Origin of the sequence: Rhodococcus triatomae, from assembly GCF_014217785.1 — a bacterium.
In the GTDB taxonomy this organism is placed as follows: Bacteria; Actinomycetota; Actinomycetes; order Mycobacteriales; family Mycobacteriaceae; genus Rhodococcus_F; species Rhodococcus_F triatomae.
In genome coordinates this window covers 4,017,250-4,032,660 of record NZ_CP048814.1, presented here as the reverse complement: position 1 = coordinate 4,032,660, position 15,411 = coordinate 4,017,250, and the positions used below count along the sequence as shown (strand labels likewise).

Below are 15,411 nucleotides of genomic sequence, written 5' to 3'. Positions count from 1 at the left end.
TCGGCCCTGAACTCGCATGCAGGGCGTTGACCGAATTCCCTTCGAGACATGCTGATGACACCGTGACAACTCGCCACTGACGGCCTCTGCGTTACCTCACTTCTCCCCGCCGTTCCGCGGCCCAAGTCTGCTAACTTCGCCGCCACAGCTACCTTCTGGCAATCTTGCGCCGACCCGGACGTGGCTGTGCGTTCGACAATGCCGGACAGCGCGAGGAGAACCGAATGACCACGACGACATCCGCGGCAACGACATCCGCGGCAACACTGCCTCGCGATTCCCGAATCGACGACACTGCCGCCGAACTGTGGGAGCTTGACTCGCCCGTCCCGGGCGCCTTTCCTGCGCTGGTGGCCGTCGCGAACCTGACCGCCGGACTGACGCTGTTGGCGATCGTGTTCGCGAACCTGTCCCGCCTCACCGGTTGGGCCGACCAATACGGCACCGTCTGGGTATACCTCGGCTTCTTCCTCGTCATCTCCATCGCGGGCCGGGTGTTCTGGAAAGGCGCCGACACCCTCATCGCCCGCCTCATCCGCGGCAGCCACTGATGCGTGGCCACACCCTCCGCCGATGGGCCGCCACCGCACTGACCGGCGCCGCACTGACCATCACCACCACCGGCACCCTCGCCCTCGCCGCCCCATCGACCGCGGCAGCGGCAGCGGAAACCCCCGCGCAGCGCTGCCAACGCGAAACCGCGCAATGGAACACCGCCTACGAAACAGCCTGGCGAGCCGCCAACCCCGGAAACCCCGGACCACCCCCACCCAACCCCGCCCCCTACGTGTGCATCGACCCAGGCGAACAACCCACCACCACACCGCCACCGATCCCCACCCTCGGACCCGCCCCCACCGGCGAGAACAACGGCACCGGCATCGCAGTACACGCCGGCACCGCCGGCGACGTCGGCACCGGCGAAGACCTCGTCCCCACGACACCACCCGGCGTGCAGGCTCCCGCGAGTACACCCGCCGACATACCGGCCGTTCTTCCCCTCCCGATCGCACCGCCACCACTGGCAGCACCCCCTACCGGCGAGCACCCACTCACCGACCCAACACCGGTAACCAACGATCCGGTGGCCGCACCCGATGCCGCACCACCTCCCGGGGTCGTCACCCCGGTACCCCCGCCGGTGCGCGAGTCCACCACCACGAACGAGGACCATGCGCTCGGCGAACCCGGTCGCGACCGGAAACCCGAACTACTCCTCATCGCCGCCGCCGCACTCGGACTCGCCGCCCGCCCACGACAGCACCGCACCCCCGAATCGCTCCTGTCCCAGACCGTCGGCACACTCGCACGCCCGATCATGGCCTACGCCCCCGGCGACACCAGCCGACTCGTCATCCCCGAAGAACTCGGCGGCCTACGCACCTTCTTCCTCATCCACGACCCCACCTCCCCCCACGAAGCAGAAATCGCCACACCCCCCATCCCCCACGGCGGAACACTCCGCATCAACCCCGACGGCACCGCCTCCATCCTCGACGCACACGGCACCGAAACCGACCGCATGGCCGCCCCCTGGGCCTACGACACCCACGGCAACCCCATCCCCACCCACTACATCGTCCGCAACGGAAAACTCATCCAACAAGTCCACGCCGACCACAACACCGCATACCCCATCCTCGCCGACCCGGACAAGACGGTTGTCGAGGCGGACGGGTCCGTCACCGAGGAGTACGCCGACGGCGCGTGGATCAATCGCAAACCCCTCGAGGGCGGGGACGTCCTCGTCACCACCCCGGAGGGGATGCCGTATGTCGAGCATCCGGACGGCTCACACACCACTACCGGCTACGACCTGAACACCGGAGCACCCACGACGACGACCTATGACTCCGGGGGTGGTTTCGATCAGGCCTACACCGAGTACCCGGACGGCGCCTGGACGGCCACCGTCGGCGGTGATGACGGGTCACGGACCACCTACTACCCGGATTCGACACCGGAGACGGTCTACCCCGACGGATCGAAGGCGACGATCACCTACGGCGACGACGGCAGCGAAACGCTGCGCGGGTTCAACCCCGATCAGACCCGTTCTTTCGAGGAAACCACCTACCCGGACGGGGCGTGGGTTCGTAAGGACTACCTGCCCGACGGTGGGTTCGACATGCACTACCCGGACGCTCCCAGCGAGCGTTTCGATCCGGATGGCACCCGCACGGCCCGTATCGACGGGAACTTCGTCCGCTTCAACGAGGCCGGTGAGGTGGTCTCCAGTCAATCCGCCGCCGAAAAGGCAACCGCGGACTGGTTCGACCAGGCCGGGGCCGCGGTCGCAGGCTCGGCGCGATTGATGTCGAACCTGCAGGGGCACGGCGGGATCGACGGCTATCGAGATGCCGCCGCTCAGATCGGAGACGCGGGACTGACTGTCGGGCAAGCACTGGTCTCGTACCGACGCGACCCGGCGGGCGCGCTCACCGAGACCGGGCGTGTGGTCCTGCGGATCGACGAACTCGTCGAGTACGGACCCGCCTACTGGCGACAGATGCTCGCCCTGGACGGGGCGGCGGCACTCGCAGGCGGCGGCACAGGTGGTGCCTCTGCCCGCAGCACTCTCATCGCCGACCGCGCCGCACGGATCGCGCAGCAGCAGGCCGCCCGGGCTGCCGCCCCCACGACCGCGGCAGCGGAGGCGGCAGCGGCCGAGGCCGTGGCCCGTGCCGCGGCCGAGCGGGCACTCGTGCTCGGCGCCGGCACCACCGACGCCACCGCGTTCGCCGCCCAGGCCGCCCGTATCAGCCTTACCGCGGAACAAGCCGAAGCCGCACTCCAGGCGGGGCGTGAACTCGTCGGATCCCCACGCGCACTACCGAACTCGAGGTACGCCGGCGACTACTACCCCCTCGCCGAGAAGGACCCCCCACTCGCCGCCAAATACCCCAACGGCGTCTACATCACCCCCCAGGGCTTTCCGGACTTCTCCCCGTACGCTGTTGCCACGGTCCGGCTCGACCAGATCGGACCCACCCGCCCTGGCGACTTCGCCCGCGCCAACGCACAGGCCGGAATCCCCCGAACACCACGAGGCTGGGTATGGCATCACGTCGAAGACGCCCATACCCTCCACCTCATACCCCGAGACCTCCACATAGAAGTGAGTCATCATGGCGGATGGTCCAGGATGATCAACGTCCTTATGAAGGGAACCACGTGATGGACTTCGTCGAGATCGACGGCCCCGTACCCGAATCCGACGTCATTGCCGCCGAGGACAAAATCGGACATCCCCTGCCCGAGCCGTACCGCACCTGGCTCCTCCACCACGGCGGAGTCCAAGTCGATGACATGGCTATGCCCACCCCCGACGGCAACGGCGTCCTACTCACCTTCGACCGGCCCTACGACCTCGCGCACTTATACCGACGCGGATTCAACACCTGGATACCCCCGGAGTACCTAGCCATCAGCGGCGGAGCGGGAGGCGCAGTCTGCATCAGACTCGTCGGACCCGACACCGGCGCCATCTACTGGGCCGACTACGACATCACACTCGAACTGGGACTCGACGAAGACGAATACTCCGAAGACATCATGACCCACCTCACCGACGACTGGAACACCTTCCTCGACACCTACTGACACACCCCGTTGGGACAGCGGAGTCCGTCTCCACCCCAAGAACGATGAGCCACCACAGTCGAGTCCAAGCCGATCCGCGTCCACAGGAAGACCGGACACATGAAATACACCCCGGGAAAACCCGCCACCGAACCCGACATCGCCGCAGTCGAAAACAAAATCGGACATCGCCTCCCCGAGCCCTACCGCACCTGGCTCCTCCAGCATGGCGGAGCCCAGGTCGACGACATGGCTATGCCCACCCCTGACGGCCACGGAGCTCTCCTCGAGTTCGACCGGCCCTACGACCTCGCGTACTTCTACAGGCACGGCGCCAACGCCTGGATACCCCCGGAGTACCTAGCCGTCGGCGGCGGTGCCGGAGGCGCAGTCTGCATCAGACTCGTCGGACCCGACACCGGCGCCATCTACTGGGCCGACTACGACATCACACTCGAACTGGGACTCGACGAAGACGAATACTCCGAAGACATCATGACCCGACTCACCGACAACTGGAACACCTTCCTCGACACCTACTGACACACCCCATTGGGACAACGGAGTCCGTCTCCACCCCAAGAACGATGAGCCACCACAGTCGAGTCCAAGCCGATCCGCGTCCACAGGAAGACCGGACACATGAAATACACCCCAGGAAAACCCGCCACCGAACCCGACATCGCCGCAGTCGAAAACAAAATCGGACACCCTCTGCCCGAGCCCTACCGCACCTGACTCCTCCACACCGGAGGAGCAAAAGTCGACGACATGCCCATGCCCACCCCCGACGGCAACGGCGTCCTACTCACCTTCACCCGACCACAAGAACTCGCCGGCCGATACCGAACCAGGTTCAACGAGTGGGTTCCGCCGGAGTACCTAGCCATCAGCGGCGGAGCGGGAGGCGCAGTCTGCATCAGACTCGTCGGACCCGACACCGGCGCCATCTACTGGGCCGACTACGACATCACACTCGAACTGGGACTCGACGAAGACGAATACTCCGAAGACATCATGACCCACCTCACCGACGACTGGAACACCTTCCTCGACACCTACTGAACCCTTCTATGGACATGCTCGATATGTCGTCCGCGCTCGGTCACCGACTACGTGCGGCGGAACCACCCGGTGTCGCCCAGTCCGACGAAACCCTCCAGTTCGAGCAACGGCAAGCTGGCACGTACCCGCTCGATCGGTACGCCCGACTCCACCGACAACTCCCCGGTCCCGCGGGTGCCCGACGCGGGCAAGGCCTCGTACACGAGGAGGACGTCGCCGGTGAGCACGTCCGTATCCCGTGACGCCACCATCGGCAGCTCGTCACGGAGCTCGATGGGACCGGCGACCTCGACGACATCCCCGGCACAGGTCACCAGCGCCGCTTCACCTTCCCGGATCATCCTGTTGCACCCGGTCGACGAAGCCGCCGTGACCGGTCCCGGCACCGCCATCACCGGGCGCCCCAGCTTGCGCGCCCACGCCGCGGTGTTGCGCGCACCGCTGCGCCATCCCGCCTCGACAACGACCACGCCGTCCGACATCGCCGCCACCAGACGGTTCCGAGCGAGAAACCGGTAGCGGGCCGGCGACGTTCCGGGTGGGTACTCGCTGACCACGGCTCCCTCCCTGGCGATCTGGCGGAGCAACCGCGCATGCCCGGCCGGATACGCGCGATCTATCCCGCACGCGAGTACCGCGATCGTCGTCCCACCGACACCGAGAGCCGCACGGTGCGCGGCGCCGTCGATTCCGAACGCCGCGCCCGACACCACCGTCCAGCCGTCGACGGCCAGGTCGCCGGCGATCTCACCGGTCACGTGCTCGCCGTAGCTGCTCGCCGCCCGGGTACCGACGATCCCGACGGCACGATCGGTGAGCTCGGCCAGCGGGCGAGAGCCGACGACCCACAACGCGAACGGCTCCCCCGCCCCTGCCTCACGCTCCACACCGGCGAAGGCGAGGAACCGCCACTGCGGCCACTCGTCATCCTCCGGAGTCACCAGTCGACCGCCGAGAGCAGCCACGACGTCGAGGTCGCTCGCCGCAGTGTCCACCTGCGCACGAGCGGCGGTCCTGGCGACCAGCTCGTCCGGGAGGGCCCCTGCGCGTACCGCCCGAGCCACCTCCTCCGGGCCGTTGTCGGCGACCAGACGCGCCAACTGCGGTGACGGCCCCTGGACGACCCGCGCCAGATAGGCCCACGCCAACCGTCGGGGATCATGATTCACCGGCACCGCCTGTGCCTCTTCCGTCTCTCCTGCCATCGACACTCCCCCTCGTACGACACCCGCCGACACGCGGGCTGCTGATACTCACTGGTGAAACCCCTTGTCCCGGAATCCCAGTGCGGTGACGACCTGTTCCGGGCCTGGCCGGTCGAGCCCTGCCAGGTCTCCGACAGACCACGCGACCCGCAGCGCACGGTCCGCCCCGCGAGCGGTGACCACCCCTCGACGCAACGCCCGCTCGATCGGCGCCAACGCCTGCGCGGGCAACCGGAACCGCTGGCGTAGCGCCGGTCCCGGCACCTCCGCGTTCGTGCGCCAGCCGTGTTCGCGCCACCGCTCCACCGCCGCACTGCGCGCCCGGGCAACCCGATCGCGGACGACGTCAGTGCTCTCCCCGACCTCGTTGATCAGCGCACCCGTGGACACCGCCTGCATCCGCACACGCAGGTCCACCCGGTCGAGGAGCGGCCCGGACAGTTTGCCCAGGTATCGACGCCGAGCGGCGGGTGGACACACGCAGTCCACCTCGCGCGCGGGAGCGCACGGGCACGGATTCGCGGCCAGGACGAGCTGGAATCGCGCGGGATACCGCGCCACACCGTCGCGACGGGCGATCCGTACCTCGCCGTCCTCGAGCGGCGTCCGCAGAGCCTCGAGCGTCTTGGCGCCGATCTCCGCACACTCGTCGAGGAACAGCACGCCGCGGTGCGCGCGACTCACCGCACCAGGTTTCGCCGTTCCGCTGCCACCGCCGACGAGCGCGCTCACCGATGCCGTGTGGTGCGGGGCGATGAACGGCGGGACGTCCACCAGTGGACGGTCGGCGGGCAAGGTCCCGGCGACCGAGTGGATCGCGGTGACCTCGAGCGATTCCGCCTCGGTCAGCCGGGGCAGCACTCCGGGAAGCCGGTGGGCGAGCATCGTCTTCCCGATTCCCGGTGGGCCGGTGAGCATCAGATGGTGGCCGCCGGCGGCCGCGACCTCCATCGCCCATCGGGCATCCGTCTGGCCGACCACCTCGCTGAGGTCGACACGCGGGTCGACGTCGAGATGCTCGAGGGGAGCCGGAACCTCGAGTTCCCCCTCGCCGCGCATCCACGCGAGAGCGGCGCGGAGGTCACGCGCGCCGAGCACCTCGAGATCGCGGACGAGTCCCGCCTCGGGAAGCGCCTGCACCGGAACCACCACCGTGGCGTAGCCTGCCCGCTTGGCTGCGAGCACAGCAGGGAGCACACCCCGCACCGATCTCAGCCGCCCGTCGAGGGCGAGTTCGCCGAGGAGCACCGTCTCGTGGACCCGCTCACGACGCACCTTTCCCGCCGCGTCGGCGACCGCCGCGACCAGGGCGAGGTCGTAGACGGACCCGACCTTCGGCAGCGTCGCGGGCGAGAGGGCCAGGATCACCTTCTGATCGGGCCATCCCTCTCCCGAATTGACCGCCGCGGCCCGGATCCGGTCCCGTGCCTCCTGCAGCGCCGTATCGGGGAGACCCACCAGGTGGACAGCGGGCAGTCCGCGGCCCACGTCCGCCTCGATCTCCACCAACTGGCCGTCGACACCCGTGACCGCCACCGAGTAGGCACGCCCGAGTGCCATCAGAAGGCGTCTTCCAGGTGATCGACCCGAGGATCGCGGCCGCGCTCGAGCAGCACCGACACGACGTCGAAACGCAAGCGCGGCCAGCCCCGGCCCGAGGCGCGCATCCACTCCACCGCCAGCAGCCGGATCCGGCGCTGTTTGACCGCGGTCACCGCCTCCGCCGGGAGCCCGAAGCCGACGCCGGTACGCGTCTTGACCTCGACGAACACCAACGCGCCTCGGTCGGTGGCGATCAGGTCGATCTCGCCGTGCCTGCTCCGCCAGTTCCGCTCGAGAATCGACAGCCCCTGTGCCGTCAGGTACTCGGCCGCAATCCGCTCCCCCTCGGCTCCCAACGCCACGTTGTCCCCCACGTCCGCCCCCTCAGTCGCCCGCACCCGATCGTGCTGGCCCCATGCTGCCCCCGCCCTCGCTCCCGAGGTACCGCCCGCGCCCCGCGAGAAGCGGCCTGTGGATGGGCGAGACCTGTGGACAACTCGACATCACTGGGTCGACACCCCCCGGACGAGTGGTGGGTCACGTCACCGATCGTCGAACACCGAGTTACTCGGCTGCGCCTCCACGACCCACCGCACCGCCGTGACGAGCGGCTCCGCACTGAGCCGACTGACCGCGCTCTCGAGGAGCCGGTCGTCCCGCTCGAGTGCGGTCAACTCGGCCACCACACACACCTGGCCGGTGCCCTCCTGATCGAACGACTGCATCGACCGGAGCCGGAACTCCGGGCGGCACACCGACGAGACGGTGAGCGCCCGGACGTGCGGTTCGGCATCCTCACGGCAGGTGACCTCGAAACGGTAGTCCGCAGAGGGCTCTTCCCTGCCGGTCCGGGTGGGATGCCGATCCATCATCCGCCCGACCGGACGGAGCACCGTGTTGGTGACCATGATTCCCACCGCGCCCACCACCGCGGGAAGGTACATGCCGCTCCCGGACAGTGCCCCCACCGCCGCAGCAGCCCACAGCGTCGCCGCGGTGTTCAGCCCCGACACCGAGGCGCCCTGCTTCATGATCACGCCGGCTCCGAGAAACCCGATCCCCGAGACGATCTGGGCGGCCACCCGGGTGGGATCGGCGTCCGCCCCGTCGAAGCTGTACGCCCCCATCACCACGAACATCGCCGATCCGAGGCTCACCAGCGCATTGGTCCGCAATCCCGCTGTGCGCGAGCGCCACTGGCGCTCCCCGCCGACGAGCGCACCGAGAAGCAGGGCCAGGCCGGCGCGCGCCAGCACCACCGTCAACTCCATCACTCCTCCTCACAGCCAGGTCCCGAACCTGCGGATGAACAGGTGCTTCGCCCACAGCGTCACCGCGCAGTAGGCGACGAGCGTGACGATCAACCACGGGAAGTACGTCCAGGGCAGGGGCACCAGGCCGAACGACTGCCCGAGCCCGGTGAACGGGAACACCAGCGCGAAGAGACAGGCCGAACCGGTGGTGAGAAGCACCGGCCACGATGCCCGGGACTGCACGAACGGGATCCGCTGCGTCCGGATCATGTGCACGATCAGTGTCTGCGAGATCAGGGATTCGATGAACCACCCGGACTGGAACAGGGCGGCGTGCTCGGGCGAGTTCGCCGAGAAGACGAACCACATGAGCGCGAACGTCGTCATGTCGAAGATCGAACTGATCGGGCCGATGAAGAGGATGAACCGACGCAGGCTCCCGGTCTCCCAGGTGCGCGGCTTCTCGGTGAACTCACGGTCCACCCGATCCCACGGAATCGCGAGCATCGACAGGTCGTAGATCAGGTTCTGGATCAGCGCCACCATCGCGATCATCGGGAGGAAGGGCAGCACGGCACTCGCGACGAGCATCGAGAAGACGTTGCCGAACTGCGAGCTCGTCGTCATCTTGATGTACTTCATGATGTTGCCGAAGGTGCGCCGCCCCTCCACGACACCGTGCTCGAGCACCCCGAGGTCCTTCTCCAGCAGGATGATGTCCGCGGACTCGCGCGCGATGTCTGCAGCCGTGTCGACCGAGATCCCCACGTCCGCGGCCCGCAGTGCGGGCGCGTCGTTGACGCCGTCACCGAGGAAGCCCACGGTGTGGCCCCTCCGCTGCAGCGACTCCACGATACGGGCCTTCTGCAGCGGGTCGACCCGCGCGAACACCGCGGTCGCGTCGACCAGTGCATCGAGCGCGTCGTCGTCGAGACCGTCCAGTTGCGTGCCGGACACCACCGTCTCGGTGGCCAATCCGACCTGCGCGCTCACCGTCACCGCGACCAGTTCGTTGTCGCCGGTGACGACCTTGACCGCGGTTCCCCCCGCCTGCAGCGCGGCGACGGCCGGAGCGGCCGACTCCTTCGGAGCGTCGAGGAAGGTGAGGAAGCCGACCAGCGTCATCCCGGTCTCGTCCGCGACGGTGCACTCCCGAACGTCGCCGGGGCTCGCGGCGAACCGCCGTGTGGCGACGGCGAGTACGCGCCGTCCCCGCCCGTTCTCCGCCGCGACCAGGCGTTCGATCCCGGCGACGGTGCCGACGTCGAGTTCCGTCCGGCGACCCTCGAGGAGGACCTCGGTGCAACACCCGATGACCTCGTCGACCGCGCCCTTGGTGACCACCAGGTCCGTACCGTCGTGGACCCCCTGCTCGCCCACGACCACGGACATCCTGCGCCGCCGGAAATCGAACGGCATCTCGTCGCGCACCGCATAGCGGTCCGCGACGACCTCGGCTTCCCTGTCGCCCAGCGCATCGAGAATCGCGGTGTCGAGGGGGTTGCGCAGGCCGGTCTGGAACGCGGAGTTCACCGCGGCGAGCTCCAGGACCGACAGATCGTCGGCGCCGCGGACGTCCAGCTGAGCATGCAGAGCCATTCGGTCCTCGGTGAGCGTGCCCGTCTTGTCGGTGCACAGGACATCCATCGCGCCGAAGTTCTGAATGGCGTTGAGGTTCTTGACGATCACCTTCCGCTTCGCCATGTGCACCGCGCCTTTGGCGAGGTTGGCGGTGACGATGAGTGGCAGCATCTCCGGCGTGAGACCGACGGCGACGACCACCCCGAAGAGGAAGGCCTCGCCCCAGTCCTTCGTGAGACCGTTGATGACGAAGATCGCCGGTACCAGGATCGCCATGAACCTGATGAGCAGGAAGGTCACCTTCCTGACACCGATGTCGAAGCCGGTCTCCGGACGCTCCGTCGCCAGGCCCGCGGTCATCGCGCCGAAGTAGGTGTTCGCCCCGGTCGCGACGACGACCGCTGTTCCCGAACCGGACACCACGGACGTGCCCAGGAATGCGAGGTTGTCCACATCGAGGATGTTCCGGTCGTCCAGGTCCGACTGCGCCTCCCGCACCGTCGCGGTCTTCTCCGCGGGCGCCGACTCGCCGCTGAGCATCGACTGGTCCACTTGCAGGTCCTTGGCCCGAACCACTCGCACGTCGGCAGGAATCATGTCGCCCGCAGCGAGCTGGACCACGTCGCCGGGAACGATCCGATCGATCGGCAGTTCGGTCGTGACGGTGCTCGTGCCCACCGTGCGTGTGACGGTGGCCGTGGTCGACACCATCGACTTCAGGGTCTCCGCGGCGCGTCCCGACCGATACTCCTGCCAGAAGCGCAGCGCGACACTGACAGTCACCATCACGCCGATGGTGATCACGCCCTCGTACGAGGGACCGTCCGCGGGATCGGCCCACACGATGTCCGTGATCGCCATGACGGCAAGGAGACCGAGGAGAATGAGGACGAACGGATTCCGGAACATCCGGAGCAACTGCAGGAGCGCGGGCGCCGGCTTGTCGTGACGAACCTCGTTCGGCCCGTGTCGATCCCACCTCTCCTCCACCTGATTCGGTCGCAGTCCGGTCTCACTCGTCCCCAGACGGCTGTACACGCCGGCCCGACGAACCGTCGAGTAGGCACGGAGATCACGGATCTGACTGTCGTCGAGTAGTTTTCGACTCGTGTGCTTGTTCTTCCGGCGTTCCGGCGCACGGAATCGCACCGTGGATGTGGACATGGCCAATCCTTTCGGGAGCCCGGAGCACATCCGGGCAGGGGTGAACACGACCGGAGGCACGGTGGCCACGTGGTCGAGCGCGGATGCGGTCCGCGAGCCGATACACAGGCGCGGGGCTGATCAGCGGCGAGCGCGCCAGGTGAGGAGGGTGAGGTAGGTCGGGCGATACCTACTGGGGGGGTTCGTCCACGGCTCTCACCTCCTGCTCGTACCGCGGGCACCGCTCGGTGACCGCGTCGCGTGATCATTGTGCGGCCGGTGCCGCGATGTGCGCAGGACTCGTCGAAGACGAACACTGCCGGGGTGCATCTCCACGTAAAAGCTTCGACACTGCACGACGTGTCCCTCGCGGGAAGCCACTTGGGATCACCCCTTAATCCGGGAAGATCTGTCCTGACCTTGGGCGTCTCTCGACGTCGTGAGGTCAGTGGCCTGTATTCGTGCAGGAGCCTCGCCTAACGAGATGCTGCCCGGCCAGCCTGCCAGCAGGTTGGACACATGTCAAGAAGCCCCCGCGACGACATCGACCCGATTCGGTCGATATGCCGTATTTTCCTGCGGCACTGGCACTTGCACGGCTGCGCTACCCTCGGATCGTGCCCGCCCACCATCGAACCGAGCCGATCAGACACGGCATACATCGCCGCAGGCCGCCACCGCGTCGTCGCCACTGGAGCCGAACACTGGTGGCGGTCGGGTCCGTCGCCGCGCTTGCCGTCACCGGGACGGGGTGGTTCGTCGGCGAGCAGCTCACCGGGACCTTCTCCACCTCCGACGCGCTCGCCGGTCTCGATGGCGGCCGTGCCGCCGACGGTGCCGCGCTGAACATTCTTCTCATCGGGCTCGACAGCCGGAAAGCCATGGACGGCAGTGACTTACCTGCCGAGTTCGTCACCGATGCCCTCCATGCCGGCGACAGCGACGTGGGGGGCTACAACACGAACACCCTCATCCTGTTGCATGTCCCGGAGCACGACGGCAGGCCCGTCGCCGTATCGATTCCCCGGGACGACTACGTCGAGGTCCCCGGATACGGGCATCGGAAGATCAAGGAGGCCTACGGCTTGGCCAAGGCCGACGAGGACGCCCGGCTCACCGGGAGCGGAACACTCCCGCTCGCCGAGCGGGAGTCCCGTGCCCGCGACGCGGGGCGGCGCTCCACCGTCGAGACAGTGCAGAATCTGCTGGATGTCCACATCGACCACTTCGCCGAGGTCAACCTGCTCGGCTTCTACAACGTCGCCTCCGCGATCGGCCCGCTCGAGGTCTGCCTCAATGCCCCGGTGGACGACGAGGAGTACTCGGGTGCCCGCTTCCCGGCGGGGCGACAGCTGCTCGACGCGTCCCAGTCACTGGCATTCGTTCGGCAGCGTCACGGACTACCCCACGGTGACCTCGATCGCACGCGGCGTCAACAGGCGTTCCTGTGGGCCGTGGCGCGGGTATTCCAGTCCAAAGGCGCGTTCGAACAGCTCACCACGCTGCGCGATCTCACCGAGTCCCTGAAGGACGACGTCGTCGTCGATTCTGCGATGGACCCGATCGCGTTGGCGCGCCGACTCGAAGGCGCCGCCGCGGGCGGAATCGAGTTCCACACCCTGCCGATCTCCGGCTTCGACGAGATCGACGGCCAGTCCGTCAACCTGGTCGATCCCGCCGAGATGCGCGACGTCGTCGCCACCCTCCTGGACACCTCTCCGGACCGCGGCCACCGGTCGCCGACAGCGACCGGGGACGGCCCCGAGATCGAGGTCCGCAACGGCACCGGAGTGGACGGGCTGGCCGCCTCGGTCGCGGCGTCACTCCGCCGTGCGGGGCATCGAACCGCCGAGCCGGGCAACGGCCTACCGGCCACGATCACCTCGGTCGACTACGGCGCCGACGCCGATCGACCGGCCGCCGAGGAGCTCGCGGCACGATTGGGCGTCGCCGCACGCCGGGTGTCGGGCGTCGATTCCGGTCGGATGGTGCTGATGCTCGGTACCGACATCGCCGCGACCGTGGAACAGTCGGTGGCCGGCCCACTCCCGTCGACGATCCCGGCGGTACCGGACACGCCCGGTCCGGCCACGGACGCACCCGCCGACGTCCTCTGCGTGGACTGAGCACCGGGAGATCCTTCTCGGTCGCTCAGTCGGCAGCCGAGGCGAACTCGCCTGCACGCACCATGTTCCGGTACAACTCGTCGGTCACGAGGAGCTCGTCGTGCGATCCCGAGGCACGGACCCTGCCGTCCTCCATCACCACGATCACGTCGGCGTGCCGGACCGTCGACAACCGGTGGGCGATCGTCACCACGACACCGGTACGCGCACGCTCGGAGACGGCGGCGACGATCGCCGCCTCGGTGAGTGTGTCCACCTGTGCGGTCGCCTCGTCCAGGAGGAGGAGTTCGCTCCGCGTCAGCATCGCCCGTGCCATCGCGATGCGCTGACGTTGCCCGCCGGACAGAGAATTCTCGGTCAGCGGTGTGTCGATCCCCTGCGGCAGGCGATCGACAGCTCCGTCGAGGTCCAGCAACCGTAGTACGTCGCGGATCTCGTCGTCGGTGGCATCGGGCGCACCGAACACCACGTTCTCCCGGATCGTCCCAGGCACGACGGGTGTCTCCTGCTCGACGTAGGACATCCTGCCGCGCAGATCGTCCAATCCGATGTGGCGATACCCCACGCCGTTCAGCGACAACTCGCCGTCGCGCGGTTCGAGGAAGCGCAGGATCGTCGAGAACAGCGTCGTCTTCCCGGCCCCGGAAGGCCCGACCACCGCGACGTGGCCGCGCCGCGGAATCGTGAGATCCACGCAATCGAGTGCGGGCGTGGTCGTTCCGTCGTGGACGACCGTGACGGCGCGCAGCGTGATCAACCCGGGTCCGCCGGTCTCGGCGGGCAGTGGTGCGGTCTCGACGACGTCCTCTTCCACCGGCAGGCTCTGTAGCTGCCGGATACGCGACGCGGCAGCGAATCCCGATTGCAGCGCGGTGACGTTCTGCGCCAGTTCCTGTACCGGCCCCATCAGGGTGAATGCGTAGAGCAGGAACGCGATCAGGGTGGACACCTGCAACAGGCCCTGATCCACACGGAACGCCCCGAACGCCAGAATCGCGATGATCGCGCCCTGCACTCCGGCCCACGCCACCGTCCATGCCACGGCCTGGACCCGTACCGCCGTCACGGCGTGGGTCCGTGCCTCCGATGCCTCGTTCTCGACGCGGCCACCGACCCTCGCTTCGGCTCGGGCGACCTTGACGGTCCGCACGGCCCGCAGGCTTCCTTCGAGGAGCCCACCCAGACGCCCGAGGGACTCCTGGGTTCTCGCCTCCGCCTTGGCGATTCGGGGCATGAGCACACCGAACAGCGCACCGACGATCACGAACGCCACGAGGGTGACACCCAGCAGTGGAAGATCGAGCACGCCCATGAGGATGACGGTGCCCACCGCGAGAACGGCCGCGTTGACGATGCCCACGACGGCGGACGACGCCGCCTCTCGCAACAGCAGTGTGTCGGACGTGACACGGGTGACGAGTTCGCCGGCCGGGCGCTTCTGCACGGCCGGTACGGTGGCGCGCAACAGCCTGCGCACCAACGACGTCCGGGCGTCGTAGACGACCTCCTCGGCAGCGGTGCCGAGGATGATCCACTGCGCGCACCCGAGTACCGAGCCCACGATCAGCAGCGCGACCAGCGCCACGACTGGCCCGGTGAGTGAGGCATCCGTCCCCAGTGAGTCCAGCACCCACTTGGTCACCAGAGGGGTGACCAGTTGGGCAGCGGACCCGCCGAGAGCGAAGACGAGCCCGAGAACCAGAACCGGCAGGTGCGGCCTCGCGAACTCGAGGAGGATGCGCATGTTTCCGGACGTGTCGGGTGTCGGTGTGTCGGTGGCGGTCGAGTCGGGAGCGGAGGAGGGATCCGGGCGGAGAGTGTCGATCGACATGCTTCAATGGAACACCAATGTTCCATTCCGGTCAATTCATTTCCTATACAGTTGCAGTGCGTTCCCTTACGGGAGGGTTCTAC

At 67.9% G+C, this 15,411-nt stretch carries 12 protein-coding genes and 1 riboswitch; of the genes, 6 read left to right on the top strand and 6 right to left on the bottom strand.

Annotation, left to right across the window (positions count from 1 at the left end; translation table 11 throughout):
• Nucleotides 1-224: 224 nt before the first annotated feature.
• From G4H71_RS19170 to G4H71_RS19150, 5 genes are all read left to right on the top strand, one after another.
• Nucleotides 225-551, top strand: coding sequence for a hypothetical protein (locus tag G4H71_RS19170; RefSeq protein WP_072739600.1), 327 nt, complete (start codon nt 225-227; stop codon nt 549-551).
• Nucleotides 551-3,178 carry an HNH endonuclease gene (locus G4H71_RS19165; protein WP_072739602.1) on the top strand — a complete coding sequence of 876 codons (2,628 nt, stop codon included), beginning with the start codon at nt 551-553 and terminating at the stop codon, nt 3,176-3,178. The genes G4H71_RS19170 and G4H71_RS19165 overlap by 1 nt, the downstream gene beginning before the upstream one ends.
• Complete coding sequence (locus G4H71_RS19160) at nt 3,178-3,603, top strand: SMI1/KNR4 family protein (protein WP_072739604.1); 426 nt, start codon at nt 3,178-3,180, stop codon at nt 3,601-3,603. The genes G4H71_RS19165 and G4H71_RS19160 overlap by 1 nt, the downstream gene beginning before the upstream one ends.
• Before the next feature lie 99 nt (nt 3,604-3,702).
• Nucleotides 3,703-4,125, top strand: coding sequence for an SMI1/KNR4 family protein (locus G4H71_RS19155; protein WP_072739606.1), 423 nt, complete (start codon nt 3,703-3,705; stop codon nt 4,123-4,125).
• A 228-nt stretch (nt 4,126-4,353) separates the two neighbouring features.
• Nucleotides 4,354-4,647: a hypothetical protein gene (locus tag G4H71_RS19150; protein WP_139183333.1), complete on the top strand. Its 294-nt coding sequence runs from the start codon at nt 4,354-4,356 to the stop codon at nt 4,645-4,647.
• Between the two features lie 47 nt (nt 4,648-4,694).
• On the opposite strand, the gene dprA is transcribed toward G4H71_RS19150, so the two are convergent.
• The 5 genes from dprA to mgtA all read right to left on the bottom strand — a co-directional run bounded on the left by dprA (nt 4,695) and on the right by mgtA (nt 11,392).
• Nucleotides 4,695-5,852 carry a DNA-processing protein DprA gene (gene dprA, locus G4H71_RS19145; protein WP_072739609.1) on the bottom strand — a complete coding sequence of 386 codons (1,158 nt, stop codon included), beginning with the start codon at nt 5,850-5,852 and terminating at the stop codon, nt 4,695-4,697.
• Between the two features lie 48 nt (nt 5,853-5,900).
• On the bottom strand, nt 5,901-7,412 hold the full coding sequence (locus G4H71_RS19140) for a YifB family Mg chelatase-like AAA ATPase (RefSeq protein ID WP_072739611.1): 1,512 nt from the start codon (nt 7,410-7,412) through the stop codon (nt 5,901-5,903).
• Nucleotides 7,412-7,768: a YraN family protein gene (locus G4H71_RS19135; protein WP_072739613.1), complete on the bottom strand. Its 357-nt coding sequence runs from the start codon at nt 7,766-7,768 to the stop codon at nt 7,412-7,414. The genes G4H71_RS19140 and G4H71_RS19135 overlap by 1 nt, the downstream gene beginning before the upstream one ends.
• Nucleotides 7,769-7,936: 168 nt before the next feature.
• Complete coding sequence (locus G4H71_RS19130) at nt 7,937-8,665, bottom strand: MgtC/SapB family protein (RefSeq protein WP_072739615.1); 729 nt, start codon at nt 8,663-8,665, stop codon at nt 7,937-7,939.
• A gap of 9 nt (nt 8,666-8,674) precedes the next feature.
• The gene (mgtA, locus tag G4H71_RS19125; protein WP_072739681.1) at nt 8,675-11,392 is read right to left on the bottom strand and encodes a magnesium-translocating P-type ATPase; all 2,718 of its coding nucleotides are present in this window, start codon (nt 11,390-11,392) and stop codon (nt 8,675-8,677) included.
• Nucleotides 11,393-11,694: 302 nt separating this feature from the next.
• Nucleotides 11,695-11,862: riboswitch (M-box (ykoK) riboswitch) on the bottom strand.
• 216 nt (nt 11,863-12,078) lie between these two features.
• Between mgtA and G4H71_RS19120 the strand changes: the two genes are divergently transcribed.
• Complete coding sequence (locus G4H71_RS19120) at nt 12,079-13,497, top strand: LCP family protein (protein WP_072739617.1); 1,419 nt, start codon at nt 12,079-12,081, stop codon at nt 13,495-13,497.
• A gap of 25 nt (nt 13,498-13,522) precedes the next feature.
• On the opposite strand, the gene G4H71_RS19115 is transcribed toward G4H71_RS19120, so the two are convergent.
• Nucleotides 13,523-15,328 (bottom strand): ABC transporter ATP-binding protein, encoded by a 1,806-nt coding sequence (locus G4H71_RS19115; RefSeq protein ID WP_217631335.1) that lies wholly within the window; start codon nt 15,326-15,328, stop codon nt 13,523-13,525.
• Between the last annotated feature and the right edge of the window lie 83 nt (nt 15,329-15,411).

What these genes read in the sequence shown, in the direction of transcription:
- G4H71_RS19160 (WP_072739604.1), top strand. Translation starts at nt 3,178, where the DNA reads ATGGACTTCGTCGAGATCGACGGCCCCGTACCCGAATCCGACGTCATT.
- G4H71_RS19165 (WP_072739602.1), top strand. Translation starts at nt 551, where the DNA reads ATGCGTGGCCACACCCTCCGCCGATGGGCCGCCACCGCACTGACCGGC.
- G4H71_RS19155 (WP_072739606.1), top strand. Translation starts at nt 3,703, where the DNA reads ATGAAATACACCCCGGGAAAACCCGCCACCGAACCCGACATCGCCGCA.
- mgtA (WP_072739681.1), bottom strand. Translation starts at nt 11,392, where the DNA reads ATGTCCACATCCACGGTGCGATTCCGTGCGCCGGAACGCCGGAAGAAC.
- dprA (WP_072739609.1), bottom strand. Translation starts at nt 5,852, where the DNA reads ATGGCAGGAGAGACGGAAGAGGCACAGGCGGTGCCGGTGAATCATGAT.
- G4H71_RS19130 (WP_072739615.1), bottom strand. Translation starts at nt 8,665, where the DNA reads ATGGAGTTGACGGTGGTGCTGGCGCGCGCCGGCCTGGCCCTGCTTCTC.
- G4H71_RS19140 (WP_072739611.1), bottom strand. Translation starts at nt 7,412, where the DNA reads ATGGCACTCGGGCGTGCCTACTCGGTGGCGGTCACGGGTGTCGACGGC.
- G4H71_RS19150 (WP_139183333.1), top strand. Translation starts at nt 4,354, where the DNA reads ATGCCCATGCCCACCCCCGACGGCAACGGCGTCCTACTCACCTTCACC.
- G4H71_RS19170 (WP_072739600.1), top strand. Translation starts at nt 225, where the DNA reads ATGACCACGACGACATCCGCGGCAACGACATCCGCGGCAACACTGCCT.
- G4H71_RS19115 (WP_217631335.1), bottom strand. Translation starts at nt 15,328, where the DNA reads ATGTCGATCGACACTCTCCGCCCGGATCCCTCCTCCGCTCCCGACTCG.